Below are 16,129 nucleotides of genomic sequence, written 5' to 3' on the forward strand. Positions count from 1 at the left end.
ATAAAACGGCAAATGCTGGAGGAATATATTTCTCCAGCATCACGCAAAAAAGAACAGACATGAAACGATAATCTGCTCTAAAAAACGATTACATTTATCAATTTTACTTTATTAAATATTATACATATATTTTCGGTTCTCGTTACATACTAAAAGATAACTATTATAGAAAAAGATTATTATTATGGAACTTCAATTTATTTATGAAAAGATTATTCAGAGTACTCAATACGCAAAATATCTTTTACAAATATATGGTATGGATTCTCATCTTTATCCAGCATTGTACATACAGGAGCTTCTTCATCAAAGTATACAATCATTCCTTCTACGTACTGATATGTATGCTGAACTTGTAAAGTTACTTTAATTTCTGCTGCCTGCTCATACGCCATTTTTATTTTCTGAAGCATTTTTGTTGAACATTTTCGTTTCTCTGGATACATAACCATTCCCATAAATCTATTGCCGGATCTATCTTTCCACATATAATCCCAATGCGGTAAAATGCCTTGTTTAAAATCTCCCATAATTCTCCTCTCCTTTATCTTCTATTTATGAACGTGGCGTTTCTGAATATGTATAAATTACCTGTCCGCCGCGTTGTGCGTTTCCAATAATATGTTTAAAATCTTCCCGACTTACTACAACTTTTCTAAACGTATAAAATACATCTTTCGTTGCAACATACTCCTTTATTTCACCATTTTTCAGCTGATCCAAAATTGTATTTGCTAATTGTTCATCCATGTATTTCACCTCTATGCAATATTTTATTTTATCGTATCTTTTATAAGTCAACAACTGTAAATTTATCCCGCTATTTGCGGGCGGTAAGACTCTCACTCGAAATTCGGCTGGAGCAAAGAAGTTAGATGGGAGTCGTGCTGCCCGTAAATGCCTGATTGGTGAAGGCTAATCATCAATAGCGGATGCCACCACTGATTAAAGTTTCCCTTTATCCCGTTGCTATGCCTCAATTTCATTTTCATTATTTCACAAGCGATATCGCTTTATTATACGTCCACTAAATATCATATACTAACATAGCTACTTCTCTATATCAAACATTTCGACATTCAATCATACAAAGTTCTATACCAGTATGTTACAATGTATGAATAGAACTAGGAGGGATACTATGATTCGGAAAGCAACAAAGACAGATGCAAAGGCAATAGCTCCTTTATTGTATAACGCTCTGCACGAAATTGCTGAAAAAATCACTGGTAGCACAGTTGAAGCAAAAGTATTACTAGGACTTGAAAAATGGTTCGTAAAAGAAAACAATCGATTGAGCTATGAAAACTGTTTAGTGGCGGAACAAGATGGAAAGGTGGTTGGGGTTATTGTTGTTTATCACGGTAGTGACGCTGAACAACTTGATGCACCAATCACACGCTACTTAAGAGAACTACATGAAGATGAATCCATTACATTAGAAAAAGAAGCTGAACTTGATGAGTATTATATTGACACGTTGTCAGTTTCGAATATGTACAGTGGCCGTGGCATTGGCTCTAAATTAATCGATGCAGCTGAACTTCATGCAGCTGAAAAAGGTCATGAAAAAATTGCCTTACTTGTTAATTTAGAAAACAAACGCGCTTTTTCGCTGTATGAAAAACTAGGTTACAAAGAAGATCAAACCGTGATGCTCGTCGGCGAACCGTATGCTCATCTAATAAAACCATTACGTACATTGGTTTCTATACCTTAAAAAAAGCACACGATTTTATATAAAATCGTGTGCTTTTAAGTTAATTTTGTATTTAATACACTTCTATTCATCGCCTCATGGAACGTATACTTTGTATATCCCCACGGCTTCCGATGAAAAATAGGAGGTCCAGACCATCCCATCGCCCTCAGTTCCGCACCAATCATCGTATTAAAATAACTATGTCCTACTATCGCGATTTTCCCGTGCACCATCGCATAACGATGTAACATATTAGCAGCTTCTTTCGCCCTTTCTCTTGCTTCTTTATACGACTCAACATCTTTATGATACCCAACCATCCATAAAGCACGTCCAATAAAAAACCACGTCTCTGGTTTACATTTAAACCATTTCGGTGCAAAAAAACTCGACGGTACTTCTACTTCCCTAAAAAGAGAATTTTGCACGAAGGACAAAGAATTCATTAATTCCGCTGCTGACTGTACAGCACGTCTTTGATCACTCGATACAATTAAATTTGCTGATTCCACTGCCTCAATTGTTTCAATCGGTATGTTACATTCCCTACTCACACTATCTACATCATATCTCTTCAGCCATTCATGAAATGAAGTAATTGTCATCGGTTCTATAGCACTATTCAAGCGACCATGACGAATAAAAGATATCCACATTCTTTTCACTCTCCATTCATCACTTACGAACTATATTATGTACTATTTCTTACATTCATCATAACATGCTGAAAATAAAAGTTATATATTGTTACATATCTCCGCCACTACCATGTGTAACAGAAGCATCTATTCCATCAAAATATGTATTCGTTTCATGTTGACGAATTTTCTTCAACTGTATATAAGAAAATAAAAATAAGAACAAAGCTATAAAACTCCCCATAATTTCAAACATAATTTTACCGCTCCTATTTCCCCCATATTAAACAGACCAACGTCCATTTCCATTATACTCCAATATAAAGATATAAACACTTTTTCTCCACCATCATATTAAATCTGGATATCATCTTACAAAAAATGAATATTTTTCGACTTTTTACTTTGAAAACATTTACAAAACAGGAAACATAGTTCAAAATAAAGGAAAATAAAAAAATCCCAAATTATTCTTTTTGGAAAAACTGTAACAAGGAGAGTTGCTTATGCAGATCGCAGAAACTGGAGATATCATCGAATTTAAAGGTGGCATGCAAGGCCGTGTTCAAAAAGTAAATCAAAACTCTGTTATTGTTGATATAACAATTATGGAGAATTTTAGAGAACTAGATATGGAACCTCTTACAGTTGTAAGTCATAAAAACTATACTGTCATTAATCAAAATGCATAATATAATAGAAAGAAAGGATNNATCCTTTCTTTCTATTATATATTAACGATTATCAATTGTTTCTGGATATAGATCGTGATTCATCATACGGTAGTCTGCCATTTGTTCATACTTCGTTCCTGGGCGGCCGTAGTTGCAGTATGGATCGATTGAAATACCACCGCGTGGTGTGAATTTCCCCCATACCTCAATGTAGCGTGGATCCATTAACTTAATTAAATCATTCATAATAACGTTCATACAATCTTCGTGGAAGTCGCCATGATTTCGGAAACTAAATAAATATAGCTTTAAAGATTTACTCTCTACCATTCTTTGCTCTGGAATGTAGCTAATATAGATTGTTGCAAAATCTGGTTGTCCTGTTTTTGGGCATAAGCTTGTAAATTCAGGACAGTTGAATTTCACAAAATAATCACGGTTTGGATGATTATTATCAAATACCTCTAAAATTTCTGGGCTATATTCAAATAAATATTTTGTATTTTGATTTCCTAGTAATGTTACGTCTTTTAAATCTTCATCTAATCTTCCTGTCATTTTTAAACATCCTTTCTTATTATACGCCGCGTTTATTTCCCCATACTAGTGCATGAAGCTGAGGCAATACTTTTGCATCATTCATCTCTTTACAATTTACAGCTTTATCAATCAGCCACTCATACTTATCTAATAACTTTTTAATAAGCATTGCATCATCCACTGTCTTCGTATCATCATTTCCTACTTGTAAGAAAAATGGTACATCTGGATAACGTTCGTGCATTTTCACTGCATATTCAAAGTCATGGTCATCGAATACTACTACTTTTAAACTAATATCTTTTCCTGCTAGTTTCTGAATTACAACATCTAACTTTTGAAAATCTGTTTTCATAGTCGAACTTGGTGGTTTTGGCGAAATCGTTACCTCGTCAATTTGAAGTAACCAATCTTGCCATTTACTCCCCTGTGTCTCTATCGCCGTTCGCATCCCATTTTCTTTTAATATGGAAAGAAGAAACTCGATATTTTTCAGCAATACCGGATTCCCGCCTGAAATCGTAACATGAGAAAAGTTTTCTCCACCAATCTCTACAAGTTCATTCCAAATGTCCTCTGGTGTCATCTGTCTAATTTGATCTTTAGCTGATCCATCCCACGTAAAAGCAGAATCACACCAAGCACAGCTATAATCACAGCCAGCTGTACGAATAAACATTGTCTTTTGTCCTACAACCATTCCTTCTCCTTGAATAGTCGGACCAAATATTTCTAAGACAGGGATTTTACTCATCGAGCATCCACTCCCGTCTTACTTCCGCATAACTAGTCGGCGTCTCAAATAGACGAACAAATTCAACACGAGCTCCTTTATATTCGTTCACACGATTATCTTTCGTTAATGCTTCTGCCATCTTTTCATAAATCCAAACAACCATATTTTCAGCAGTCGTATTCATTGCTGGTAACGTTTCATTTAAATAACGATGGTCTAAATAAATTTCTATTTCATTTTTCCAAATTTCTTTTATATCTCCAAAGTCAATCGCAAGACCTATTTCATTTACATATCCACTAATCCCAAATACAACTTTATATGTGTGACCATGTAAGTTTTTACATTTCCCTTCATAGCAGTGTAAATGGTGTGCTGCATCAAATGTAAATTCCTTGCTGACCATTACTCTTTTATTATGATATTTAAGTTGTTTACGCTGAATATCCTTGTCCATTTTTTGCAAATTTTCTACAATGCGAAATCCAAAAAAATTATCCATTAGTTGTTCGCTCCTTCGCGTTCTTGTAAGTACGTATCTAATCCTGCTTTACGAAGTTGACATGCTGGACATTCACCACAACCATCACCAATAATTCCGTTATAACATGTTAATGTTTTTTCTCTAACAAACTCAAATGCGCCAAGTTCATCAGATAATTTCCATGTCTCTGCTTTATCAATCCACATAAGTGGTGTATGAATGACAAACGGATAATCCATAGATAAATTTAATGTAACGTTTAACGATTTCACAAACACGTCACGGCAATCTGGATAACCACTAAAATCAGTTTCACATACGCCTGTTACAATATGACGTGCTCCAACTTGTTTTGCTAATACCGCCGCAAATGATAAGAATAGTAAATTTCGTCCATCTACAAACGTCGATGGTAATTCACCTTCTTCATGTGTAATCTCCATATCCGTTCTCGTTAACGCATTTGGAGCAAGTTGATTTAATAGACTCATATCTAGTACCGTATGTTTAATTCCTAACTCTTTTGCAATTTCCGCTGCACAATCAATTTCTAACTTATGACGTTGATTGTAATTAAACGTTACAGCTTCTACTTCTGCAAACTGCTCTATTGCCCAAAATAAACATGTCGTACTATCTTGCCCTCCACTAAAAACAACAACTGCTTTTTCTTTTTTCATTTCACTCATTCTCCTTCTCTACTACGAATAAGAAGAAAGAACGTTCTTGAACTGTCACAATAAAAAAACAAAACAATACCTAAAGATATTGTTGTTTCCATAGTTTTTTATAGAGGGAGTTCGCGAACCTCTCCCGTGCAGTGCACGGAATTCCTTCTTTCATTGACAAAGCTTATTGTAACATATTGTATACTACCAGAAAAAATTTCTGATTTTTCCGCTATTTCGCATTTCATTTCGTTCGATTTATAGTATGATTGATTTAATATTAGGGGAGGGGGCATCATACTGAAACTCTTTATTATTTACCTCTTTTTAAATATACTATCTATTCTCGTTACAATGCTTGTATATCACTTATTTTGGAACCAAAAAGGAAAACGATCTCCTAAATTAAATTCAGCTATATTTATTGCATTATGTTGTCTAGCCACTATATTATGTATCACTTTTGCTGCAAAAACAAATAACGGTTTTCAATTCGATATGCGACATATCGTATTAATTATCGGCACATTAACAGGAGGACCTATTGCTGGCGGTTCTATTTTAGCTGTATTAAACATATATCACTTCTTATTAGGAGGAGTAGGGGTTTTCCCATCCTTTATCGCTTCTATTCTCCTATTCATTATTCTACTACTAACATACAAAGTTTTTAATCGAAGCTCCAATCACATAAAAATAGTACTTGCTATTTTTTACAGTCTCACTTATGGATTGGGTTGGATACCATTTTTCCTTGACAGCGTTACGAATGATGCAGATTATATACCACATATTATCGTGTATGAACTATGCACAATAATAGGTACGATCCTTATTTTATATTTACTACACATATTACAAACACAGGTCCGTCTCCAAAATGAACTTATGAATGCTGAAAAATTTCATTTAATCGGAGAAATGGCCGCTTCCATCTCTCATGAAATTCGTAACCCTTTAACTTCAACGAAAGGGTTTTTGCAACTTCTACAGTCGGATACATGTTCTGAAGAAGAGCGAAAATTATATATCGACATAGCCATCAATGGTATCGAACAAGCAAATCATGTCCTTACCGACTACTTAACTTTTGCAAAGCCGAGTATTGAGAAAGAACAAACATTACAGCTAGAGGAAGAATTACTGCATGCATTATCTTTAATTACACCTCTTGCCAATTTGACAAATGTTCGTATACATTACATCAAACAAAGTACCTCTTTCTTTATAGCTGGTGAAAAGCAAAAGCTGAACCAATGCTTATTAAATATTTTTAAAAACTGTATTGAGGCAATGCCTAACGGCGGTGACCTTATTCTTACAGTAGTTCCAGACCATAAACATATCCAATTATATATAAAAGATACAGGCGTTGGTATGGATCAAGAACAAGTAAAACGTCTCGGGTCACCTTTCTACTCGACGAAAGAAAAAGGGACCGGACTCGGAATGATGGTCGTCTTCAGTGTCATTCAAGTAATGAATGGAAAGGTTGATATTATTAGTGAAAAAGGAACAGGTACAACATTTTTATTAACTTTCCCAATCATACAAAAAACGTGATGAAGTTCATCACGTTTTTTCTGTTCCTTCAACCAATTCAGCAAAAGCTTTCACTTTTCCATGTGGTTTTTGATTCTCTTTACGAGCTTTCCAAGCGCGCTCTTCTTCTCTCTTTTTCTTTGACATACTTTTCAACTCCTTCTTTTCTTTCTCCATGTAGTATTCCAAAGTAAGAAAGAAAACTATGCATGCACAAAAAAAGAAGCGGTTTCCCACTTCTTCCACTTTATCGCTGTAAAACTGCATGTTTCGCCTCTTTTAACTGCGTAAGATGTCTTTGTTCATGCAAATCAAGAAATTGAACCCACTGATACAAATTCAAATCATTAAAAATCGGATGCTTTAATCCATTTTCAAATAATTCGTTTTCATCTATAACACTATGAAGCGCATGTAATAGTTCTTGTCGTGAATGTTCTAGTAATTGAATTCCTTGTTGTTTTTTTATTAAAGTTTCTGTTGGTTTCATTTGTTGAGGAGCTTCTCGTTTATGTGTGCGATCAAGCGTAAGTTGGAGGTCTTTAAATGGAGCCAGTTTTCTTTCTTTTTTTTGTAAAGCATATACAAGGGCAGATGTGACAGATTGTTCAACTAAATGCAAGTGATGCAAAATCTGAATAATACTCCATTTATCACGGCGTGGTTTTACATTCACTTCTGTATCATTTAACATTTCAATTTCTGATAATAGCGTGCTTCGGGTAGACTGTAATGAGTTCACCAAACTTTCTAAACTCACATCCATATTAGATTGAAGCATACTTCTTTCCCCCCTTTTTGTTGGTGAAAAGAGGTGCTCCTTATTCGAAACACCTCTTAATAATTCTGAATTTTCTTTTATTATCTCATTATTTTCCCATTATGTCGATGTTAAACATGTGAAAAAAATCGCATCTTTTTTACAGTTTTGTGTCGTCAATCGCATGTAACCATGTTTCAATTTCTGTAATGACACTTTTCACACAGCCCTCAGCAAATGGCGATGTTAAATTGGCCACTTCTACTAATTCCAAGAATGATTTACTTCCCCCTTGTTGACAAAGGTTCACATAATCTTCCCATGCCTCTTGTCTATTATCTCTTGCACGTTTCCAAAATTGTAGTGCACAAATTTGAGCAAGCGTGTAATCAATATAATAGAAAGGTGAACTATAAATATGCCCTTGACGTTGCCAGAAACCACCGCGCTCTAAATAATCATTATCCTCATAATCACGATGCGGTAAATATTTCTTCTCTATGTTACGCCATGCTGTCTTACGCTCTTCCGGTGATGCTTCAGGATTTTCATATACATAATGTTGATATTCATCAACAGATACACCATATGGTAAAAACAGAAGTGCTGAACTCAAATGAGAGAAGTAATATTTATCTGCATCTTCTTCAAAGAATAGCTTCATCCATGGCCATGTAAAGAATTCCATACTCATAGAGTGGATTTCGCACGCTTCATATGTTGGCCAATTATATTCTGGAATTTCAAATTTACGACTTTCGTATACTTGGAAAGCATGACCCGCTTCATGCGTTAATACGTCAATGTCACCAGATGTTCCGTTGAAGTTTGAGAAAATAAATGGCGCTTTATAATTCTCAATATATGTACAATATCCGCCACCAGCTTTTCCTTTTTTTGCAACTACATCTAACAAATCATTATCTAACATGAAATTGAAAAATTCATCCGTTTCAGCTGATAACTCTTTATACATCGTTTTCCCATGATTAACAATCCAATCCGCATCTCCTTTTGGAGTTGGATTACCTGTAGCAAACTCAAAGTTTTCGTCATAATATGCTAGCTTCTCTACACCGATACGTGCTTGTTGTCTCTTTCTTAATTCCGTTGTAACTGGAACGATATAATCAAGTACTTGCTGACGATAATTCGCCACCATCTCCGCATTATAATCTGTACGATACATTCTTGCATATCCAAGTTCAACAAAGTTTTTGAAACCTAAAGATTTCGCAATTTGCGTTCTCACTTTAACAAGCTCATCATAAATACGATCTAGTTCTTCCTCATTTCCAGCTAAAAACCCGTAGTATGCTTCACTTGCTGCTTTACGTTCGCTTCTTTCTTTTCCTTGCATAAATGGAATAAGTTGCGATAATGTTCTTTCTTCTCCTGCAAAATCAATTTTTGCGGATGCTAATAACTGTGTATATTGCGAAGACAATTTATTCTCTAATTGTAAATCTTTCACAACATCATCTGAATATGTTTTCAAATCACATTCCGCTAGGGCGAATAATTGCTTCCCATAATACGCTTCTAATTCTTCACGGAATGGAGAATGAATTAACGCCTTATAATATTTTGTACCATACCCTTGTACAACTGGAGAGTATTCATCAAAGAAATCTTGCTCCTCCTTATAAAAAGCATCTGTCGTATCAACAGAATGACGAATGTAACAAAGGTTCCCCATTGTACCAAAATCATTGCGAATTTCGTTAATTGAATTGATAACTTGTTTTTGTTCTTCTACAGTTTTTGCGTTATCAAACTTCTCTAAAGCAACAGTAAATTTCTCTTTTAATTCTTCAATATTCGGCCGTTTATATTCATAGTCTTTAAATGACATGAACGAGCCTCCTCTCCGTTATATGCATCATTACTATAATTCAATGCTCACTTGCATATTTCCTTTTATTCTTTCGCAAAAAGCGGCAGTTGCTATCATAATTACATGTAAACAAAAAAGCTTTGGATTTATTTATCCAAAGCTCCTTTGGAACATATTATTATTTTTCATACTTTCCAATTTTTTTCAACAGATCAAGTAATTCATCCTTTTCATCCTTCGTTAACATTTCAAAAGACTGATGTATAACTTGCTCATGCCCTGGAAAAATAGAAGCAATAAAGCTCTCTCCAGACTCCGTTAATTGCGCATAAATAACACGTCTATCATTCGGGCACGGGATTCTTTTTACTAGCCCTTTTTTTTCTAGCTTATCTACAACATATGTAATGCTGCCACTAGCTATTAAAATACGCTCACCAATTTGCTGAAGTGGTTGACCACCTTTATGATACAGTAGTTCTAATACAGCAAATTCGGTTGGATTTAATCCGTTACTTTGTATGGATTTATTTGTAGTATCCATAACAGAACGGTGTACACGAGACAATGCAATAAATACTTTTAAAGATTGAGAAATATCTTCTCTTTCATTATTTGATGTCATACAACTTTCAACCCTTCACTTAAATTCTCAGCAATAAAAAGAACAACAACTTATTACTTTATGTAATTTCCGAATGAGTATTCACTCACTCATTTCCTTTCCCCTAACATATTACAAATGATTATTGAATAAAAACATGACAATTTTAACATAGTTTATATATAATGATAATAAAAAAGAAGGAGTACCACATTTGAAAGTCAAATTCCAAAGCATAATTTTATATATATTGCTTGTTATCCTACCGACAATAGGGATTGGTGCTACATTTTATTCGTACCATACATATAAAATGAAACAGGAAAACAAACAATCCGCTCATACAGTTCTCTTTTTATATAGAGACTATTTAGATCATCACCTTGGTGAAGCGATTTCCGCTTTAGAAATGCTTGCAAAAGTCGTAGGCACCGAAACTGGTAACATAAATGGAATTAAACAAATTGTACATGATACAGATGGAAACGATGCACGCTTTTCTGGTTTATATTACGCTTCTCCAGAGGGTGTCATTACAATCGCTTCCGAAGGCGAATCGAGCCCTATTGACGTTTCAGACCGCAAATATATTCAAGATGCACTACAAACTAAGAAAACAACTGTATCATCAGTCATTACAGATCGCGTCCTTGGACATCAAGCTATTATGATCGCTTCTCCAATATTCAATAAACAGAAAGAGCTCTCAGGCTTATTATTAGCAAGTTTACGCTTTGACTATATTTCATCTTCTTTAAATGCTATTAAACCACAATACCATTTCGAAGTAACTGATAAGCATGATGTAATTTTTCTAACCGATGATAACAATGAAACAAGTGATAAGCATTCTAATATGATCACCACCCCACTCCAAAGGCTAAATTGGAAGGTCTCTGTTTCTCCGTTGCCTATTCATAAGCAAACTTTATATCAAATAGTTTCAATAGAGTGTATAGCTACTTTATTTTTAATGTCTATTTTATTTTTGCTTACTCAATATATGTTATTAAAACGTCAAACAAAACTGGAAAGACAACAAAACGAACTACAAAAAATTGAATTGGTTGGAACTTTTGCAGCGAGTACAGCACACGAAATCCGTAATCCTCTTACTGGAATTAAAGGACTCGTCGCTCTATTAAAAGAGAAATATGAAGATGAACAGGATCAGTTCTACTTTTCCATAATCGAACAAGAAATAGAACGGATTAATGAAATTGTAAGCGAATTTCTTATTCTAGGAAAGCCGACTGCCATCATTGAACGAACATATGATGTAAGAACAATTCTTAATGAGGTAGCATTGATTATTCAATCTGAGGCGAATCTACATAACATTGTATTCCATTTACATTTGCCAGATCATCCTGTTCATATCCGTTGCTCAAAAGACCATATGAAACAAGTGGTTTTAAACATTACAAAAAATGCAATTGAAGCTATGACTTCTAGTGATACACTAACTATTGTCGTAACGAACAATGAAACACACGCACAATTGCAAATTGCAGATACTGGAAAAGGAATTCCAAAACATATTCAAAAACACCTCTTTCATCCGTTCTTTACTAATAAAGATACTGGAACAGGTCTTGGACTTGTCATATGTAAACGAATTGTAGAGATGTACAATGGGCATATTTTTATTGACAGTACAGAAAACGAAGGAACGACAGTTCATATCGAAATTCCGTTACACATAGTATAATTATCCTTATTCCAAGAGGATAGTTATACTTATTTCATAAAACCAGCCACAAGCATCCGCCAAAAATTATTCGATTTTCCTTGGTACCCGATTTGGAAAATAGGTATTTTTATAATTGAAAACCATTTCGGTGTTTGTTTTTCTTTGTAACACTGGTACTGTAAAATAAGCTTGTCCAATTCTTGACTAACTTGAATTGTCTCCCTACTATTTAACCCACATGTTAATCCCAATTGAATCATTTCTTCACGCTTCATATGAATATCACGTGAAAGCTTTTCTAATGTGTACTTCCTTTTTACAGTAAACATCCATATCCCCCTTATTATACTTCCATGCTTTCAACTTCATTTTCCCATTAACTTTTTACCTACTTAATCATATGTAAATTTGAAGAATCAGAAATTTTAACATTTTCTCCCTGTAATTTACAAATCTTTACCCTCACTTTGAGAATTATTACAAATTATTCTATCTTTGTAAATACATTCGCAATAATAGACATTTTTTTCATCTTCTTTTTTTATAAATACCAAGTAAAATGCGGACTCTCTATTTTTCATATACTTTTCTTCGACATTTTTTGTTTAATTTATATAAAAACGCAAAACATAATGGTAATAGATAAATATAGAAAGGAAATACTTATATGCGTAAATATATGATTGTATTACTCATCTTTACTGTGTTCGTACCCTTCTTCTTATTTCCCATTCAAGCAAATGCCCATACGAATAAAGTAGCTATTGTCATTGATGATTTCGGCAATAATATGAAAGGGACTGATAAAATGTTATCCCTTCCCATCCCACTAACTATTGCAGTCATGCCTTTTCTCCCTTCCACAAAAGAAGATGCAATAGCTGCCCATGAAAAAGGACATGAAGTTATTATACATATGCCTATGGAGCCCATTAAAGGTAAAAAAGAATGGCTTGGACCAAAAGCAATTACAACTGATTTAAGCGATGAAGAAATAAACAATCGACTCGAGCAAGCGATCCAAGAAGTACCGCATGCAATTGGAATGAACAATCATATGGGTTCCAAGGTAACAGCTGACGAAAGAATTGTACGACTTGTACTTGCAGCTTGTAAAAAACACAATTTGTTTTATTTAGATAGCAAAACTAACCCTAATAGTGTCGTCCCGAAAATAGGGAAAGAATTAGGGGTGCCTATTATTGAAAACCAACTATTTTTTGATGATGTTTATACGGCAGGGCATATTTCAAAACAAGCCCAATTACTCATTAAAAAAATCCAAGAAAAACCCATTATGGTAGCTATCGGACACGTTGGCCCACCAGGAGAAATTACATCACGTGTAATCGAAACTTCTATTCCTAAGATTCGCGAGCATGCAGACTTTATTTTTTTATCTGATTTAGCATTATCTCCACCTCCTGTTTCAAAATAAGATTCATTACTCACATTAAAAAAAGGTACCAATCTACATATAGCAGATAGGTACCTTCTTTTTAATTTAAATATAATCTACATGACTCACCCTAAAACCTTTTTTCTCTATTTTTTCGATTAATAGCTTTAATCTTTTTTCATTTAACTCATCTGTTATATTTACAATAACACGGCGAATATATTGATCACCGTTATCTAATGTAAATAGTCCACCTATATTATAGGCCTTTAGCAATGTTCCAATTTCTTTAATCGTCCCCTTACAATCTTGTGTTGCAATTGTTAATATATATCCACCTGTTCGCATACCGAATGAATCTTCAATAACATCAAATATATTAGAATGTGTTAAAATACCGACAAATTCATTATAATCATTTAGGACAGCTAAAAACGGAAGGCGACGGATAACATAAAAAGCTCTGAAAAAAGAGTCTTTTTCAAATATAAATGCAGAGGAGTTTTCCAGCATATCTCCCGCACTTACATGCTCTAATTCGCTAATACACTTCTTTTCTAATAAATCTACTTTATAAATAATCCCCATGAATTTCTTCTCATCTTCTGCTAATACAGGGATTGCTCGAAACCCCGTTTCATTCATAATTTGCAATGCCGTTTCACCAGTAGCATTCACCTTACAATAAGTCACCTGCTGCTTTGGCAGAAAATGATATTTAACTCGCAAAATATGTTCCTCCTTACATGTCATCATGTAATCTATATATAATAAGGAGATCTATATTTTATGAGTGAAATTTTTTAAAACGCTTTCATTTATTCGTGGAACAGTAACCACTGTGACTATATTTTATATAACCGAACTTTTTGTCCCTTTTATCATTAAAAGCTTTACGTGATAATTCATTAAATACTCTATACCTTCTAACCATTTTTTCGCTTCTTCTGGAGTTTTCCCCCACACGATCATGCCGTAATTATGAACAAGTACTACTCCTCCACCTTCAATAAAATTCGGAACATTATTTTCTAATAAATCAGCGAATTTTTTTTCATCTTCTACGATTGGAATTGTCATTTCTGTTATACCTTCTTTTCCAAAAACACGTTCCACGCTACGTTTATCAAACGTTACTTCTCCTTCTTCTCCATATAGCTCTGATATTAAATGACTATCTACAGTCTGCACTTGTAAAATACATTCTGCACTGCTTTTTTTGTAAATATCCGCATGCATGAATGACTCTGCAGCTGGTTTTTCTTCGTTTTCAAATACTGGCTCACACATGCAATTTACGACAATAAAATCTTCTTCTGAAAATAACCCTTTATCTCTTCCCTCGACATTCACTAAAAATGTTAATGGCTCTTTTGATGTACATAACGATAAACTAATTTTTGTACCATAAAACCAATCACGAAGTGCCAATTCAGATTTCACATCTTTTAATTCATTCCATTTCTTCAGAAAAAATAACATTTCGTCCCCCCCGCCGTAATATTCATATACTGTTCAAATCCTTTCTATGTAAAAGGAATATTTTTTGATTATTCTAAAAATTTAATTGAATTATCACATGAGAATGCTTTTTTGTCAATATGGTTTCACCGCTCCTTGTAAAAATAGGCTATTCCTATGCCCATCCTATTTTCTACTTAATCTCACAATAAAAATGCGTTATTTTCCTAATGAAAGAATAACGCATTTTGCTCATTTATCATTTAACTATTGCATTATATAAAAAACCTTTGTTCAAAGGGCTTTTTTACCTATCGTATGAAGGATTTCACTTTTTTCTTTCTCATTAATAACACCAATTTTCTGCAAAATATTTGCATACAATACAAGTTTATTATATATCCGTTCAGACATAGTCCCCCTTCTTTCCTTCGACCAACTTTTTTTGTATTGGTAAATTATATGAAGAAGATAAGAAAATGTGTCCACTTTTTGCATAAATGCAAATCTTTTATTTTACTACTTGCAGACAGTAAAACTCCCACCTAAAATTAGGTGGGAGTTTAGATACTTTCACCGGATTTAACAAACTGTCCACTGAACATTATGTTTCTTAACTTCCTCTTCAAAACTATATGGCATTTTTTTATCACAAATTACATGTTGAATACGCGAAAATGCTGCGATTCTATAATTTCCTTTTACTCCTACCTTTGTATGATCACATAAAATATATGTTTTCTCCGCTAATTTCATCATCGCTTCTGACAGTTTTGCTTTTTCTAATTCAAAACTGGAGACTCCAAAACTAGGTAATAACCCATCAATCGAAACAAACGCTTTATGAAAATGAAATTGATGAATTACTTGCTGAGAAATAGATCCTGATACACGCGAATGCTTTGGAGATACTTTCCCACCAATAAATAAAACTTCACCATGAAACATCTTTTTATTAATAGAAGAAATTAATTGTGTCGCGACTGGAAAAGAACTCGTAACAATCGTTAAATTTTTACGATGAACAAGATATGGAACCATTTGAAGTGGTGTACTTCCATCATCAATTGCAATGACATCACCATCTTCTACAAATGTCGCTGCTTTATAACCAATTCTTTTCTTCTCTTCTATATGTAGCATCTCTCTTTCTAACATAGGTGCCTCTATCCCAACGCCTGGAAGTTGAACAGCTCCACCATATACTTTTTTCAGCTTTTTTTCACGATCTAATTCTTCTAAATATCGACGAATTGTTTCTGTTGATACAGCGAATTCTCTCGCTAATTCTGAAACTTTTACTTTCCCTTTAAACTCTACCTTTTCAAGAATGGTTCGCTTTCTTTCTTCTCCTACTACAGACATAGCTTCACCCCATTTATATCTATCTC

Annotated in this window: 21 protein-coding genes and 1 riboswitch; of the genes, 5 read left to right on the forward strand and 16 right to left on the reverse strand. The window is 34.0% G+C overall.

Translation table 11 applies throughout. The features are described from left to right. Window positions 1–212: 212 nt before the first annotated feature. Window positions 213–530, reverse strand: a complete 318-nt coding sequence (locus COI75_RS07155) for a hypothetical protein (RefSeq protein ID WP_000502212.1) — start codon at window positions 528–530, stop codon at window positions 213–215. Between the two features lie 25 nt (window positions 531–555). Then, complete coding sequence (locus COI75_RS07160; RefSeq protein WP_000344284.1) at window positions 556–750, reverse strand: hypothetical protein; 195 nt, start codon at window positions 748–750, stop codon at window positions 556–558. Window positions 751–1,141: 391 nt separating this feature from the next. Between COI75_RS07160 and COI75_RS07165 the strand changes: the two genes are divergently transcribed. Next, window positions 1,142–1,720 (forward strand): GNAT family N-acetyltransferase, encoded by a 579-nt coding sequence (locus COI75_RS07165; protein ID WP_000619575.1) that lies wholly within the window; start codon window positions 1,142–1,144, stop codon window positions 1,718–1,720. A gap of 35 nt (window positions 1,721–1,755) precedes the next feature. Here COI75_RS07165 and COI75_RS07170 read toward each other — a convergent pair whose 3' ends face one another. Continuing rightward, window positions 1,756–2,358: a histidine phosphatase family protein gene (locus tag COI75_RS07170; protein ID WP_000264987.1), complete on the reverse strand. Its 603-nt coding sequence runs from the start codon at window positions 2,356–2,358 to the stop codon at window positions 1,756–1,758. A 91-nt stretch (window positions 2,359–2,449) separates the two neighbouring features. After that, complete coding sequence (locus COI75_RS26820; protein ID WP_000461688.1) at window positions 2,450–2,596, reverse strand: hypothetical protein; 147 nt, start codon at window positions 2,594–2,596, stop codon at window positions 2,450–2,452. Window positions 2,597–2,846: 250 nt separating this feature from the next. On the opposite strand from COI75_RS26820, the gene COI75_RS07180 reads away from it, so the two are divergent. Next, the gene (locus COI75_RS07180) at window positions 2,847–3,032 is read left to right on the forward strand and encodes a YkvS family protein (RefSeq protein WP_001165081.1); all 186 of its coding nucleotides are present in this window, start codon (window positions 2,847–2,849) and stop codon (window positions 3,030–3,032) included. 42 nt (window positions 3,033–3,074) lie between these two features. On the opposite strand, the gene queF is transcribed toward COI75_RS07180, so the two are convergent. Genes queF through queC form a run of 4 tightly spaced genes read right to left on the reverse strand, consistent with a single transcriptional unit; the run spans window position 3,075 to window position 5,454 of the window. Next, complete coding sequence (gene queF, locus COI75_RS07185; RefSeq protein ID WP_000147752.1) at window positions 3,075–3,572, reverse strand: preQ(1) synthase; 498 nt, start codon at window positions 3,570–3,572, stop codon at window positions 3,075–3,077. Window positions 3,573–3,591: 19 nt separating this feature from the next. Beyond that, the gene (queE, locus tag COI75_RS07190; RefSeq protein ID WP_000036300.1) at window positions 3,592–4,308 is read right to left on the reverse strand and encodes a 7-carboxy-7-deazaguanine synthase QueE; all 717 of its coding nucleotides are present in this window, start codon (window positions 4,306–4,308) and stop codon (window positions 3,592–3,594) included. Next, window positions 4,301–4,792 carry a 6-carboxytetrahydropterin synthase QueD gene (gene queD / locus COI75_RS07195; RefSeq protein WP_000368413.1) on the reverse strand — a complete coding sequence of 164 codons (492 nt, stop codon included), beginning with the start codon at window positions 4,790–4,792 and terminating at the stop codon, window positions 4,301–4,303. The genes queE and queD overlap by 8 nt, the downstream gene beginning before the upstream one ends. After that, complete coding sequence (gene queC, locus COI75_RS07200) at window positions 4,792–5,454, reverse strand: 7-cyano-7-deazaguanine synthase QueC (RefSeq protein ID WP_000711595.1); 663 nt, start codon at window positions 5,452–5,454, stop codon at window positions 4,792–4,794. Before queC ends, queD begins: the two co-directional genes overlap by 1 nt. Window positions 5,455–5,547: 93 nt before the next feature. Then, window positions 5,548–5,591: riboswitch (PreQ1 riboswitch) on the reverse strand. 205 nt (window positions 5,592–5,796) lie between these two features. Here queC and COI75_RS07205 point away from each other — a divergent pair. Beyond that, the gene (locus COI75_RS07205; protein WP_002095824.1) at window positions 5,797–7,005 is read left to right on the forward strand and encodes an ATP-binding protein; all 1,209 of its coding nucleotides are present in this window, start codon (window positions 5,797–5,799) and stop codon (window positions 7,003–7,005) included. 9 nt (window positions 7,006–7,014) lie between these two features. Here the strand turns inward: COI75_RS07205 and COI75_RS27230 are convergent, their stop codons facing one another. The 4 genes from COI75_RS27230 to COI75_RS07225 all read right to left on the reverse strand — a co-directional run bounded on the left by COI75_RS27230 (window position 7,015) and on the right by COI75_RS07225 (window position 10,206). Continuing rightward, complete coding sequence (locus COI75_RS27230) at window positions 7,015–7,131, reverse strand: DUF6254 family protein (protein WP_000038354.1); 117 nt, start codon at window positions 7,129–7,131, stop codon at window positions 7,015–7,017. A gap of 100 nt (window positions 7,132–7,231) precedes the next feature. After that, window positions 7,232–7,765, reverse strand: a complete 534-nt coding sequence (locus COI75_RS07215) for a DinB family protein (RefSeq protein ID WP_000941968.1) — start codon at window positions 7,763–7,765, stop codon at window positions 7,232–7,234. Between the two features lie 139 nt (window positions 7,766–7,904). Further along, entirely contained in the window at window positions 7,905–9,599 is a 1,695-nt protein-coding gene (locus tag COI75_RS07220) for a M3 family oligoendopeptidase (protein WP_000008586.1), read from the reverse strand. 160 nt (window positions 9,600–9,759) lie between these two features. After that, a complete protein-coding gene (locus COI75_RS07225) occupies window positions 9,760–10,206 on the reverse strand; it encodes a MarR family winged helix-turn-helix transcriptional regulator (protein WP_000203343.1) in 447 nt (148 codons plus the stop codon). A gap of 193 nt (window positions 10,207–10,399) precedes the next feature. Here COI75_RS07225 and COI75_RS07230 point away from each other — a divergent pair, with 193 nt between their 5' ends. Next, window positions 10,400–11,896: a DUF3149 domain-containing protein gene (locus COI75_RS07230; RefSeq protein WP_000865064.1), complete on the forward strand. Its 1,497-nt coding sequence runs from the start codon at window positions 10,400–10,402 to the stop codon at window positions 11,894–11,896. A 29-nt stretch (window positions 11,897–11,925) separates the two neighbouring features. Here the strand turns inward: COI75_RS07230 and COI75_RS07235 are convergent, their stop codons facing one another. After that, on the reverse strand, window positions 11,926–12,207 hold the full coding sequence (locus tag COI75_RS07235; protein WP_000495526.1) for an aspartyl-phosphate phosphatase Spo0E family protein: 282 nt from the start codon (window positions 12,205–12,207) through the stop codon (window positions 11,926–11,928). 338 nt (window positions 12,208–12,545) lie between these two features. Here COI75_RS07235 and COI75_RS07240 point away from each other — a divergent pair, with 338 nt between their 5' ends. Then, window positions 12,546–13,316 (forward strand): divergent polysaccharide deacetylase family protein, encoded by a 771-nt coding sequence (locus tag COI75_RS07240; protein WP_001233906.1) that lies wholly within the window; start codon window positions 12,546–12,548, stop codon window positions 13,314–13,316. Between the two features lie 66 nt (window positions 13,317–13,382). Here the strand turns inward: COI75_RS07240 and cbpA are convergent, their stop codons facing one another. The 3 genes from cbpA to COI75_RS07260 all read right to left on the reverse strand — a co-directional run bounded on the left by cbpA (window position 13,383) and on the right by COI75_RS07260 (window position 16,103). Then, window positions 13,383–14,006, reverse strand: coding sequence for a cyclic di-AMP binding protein CbpA (gene cbpA / locus COI75_RS07245; protein WP_001264229.1), 624 nt, complete (start codon window positions 14,004–14,006; stop codon window positions 13,383–13,385). 123 nt (window positions 14,007–14,129) lie between these two features. Then, the gene (locus tag COI75_RS07250; protein ID WP_000895990.1) at window positions 14,130–14,759 is read right to left on the reverse strand and encodes a class II aldolase/adducin family protein; all 630 of its coding nucleotides are present in this window, start codon (window positions 14,757–14,759) and stop codon (window positions 14,130–14,132) included. Between the two features lie 561 nt (window positions 14,760–15,320). Beyond that, window positions 15,321–16,103, reverse strand: a complete 783-nt coding sequence (locus COI75_RS07260; protein WP_000117671.1) for a DeoR/GlpR family DNA-binding transcription regulator — start codon at window positions 16,101–16,103, stop codon at window positions 15,321–15,323. Between the last annotated feature and the right edge of the window lie 26 nt (window positions 16,104–16,129).

It is taken from the genome of Bacillus cereus (genome assembly GCF_002564555.1).
Classification (GTDB): Bacteria; Bacillota; Bacilli; order Bacillales; family Bacillaceae_G; genus Bacillus_A; species Bacillus_A cereus_K.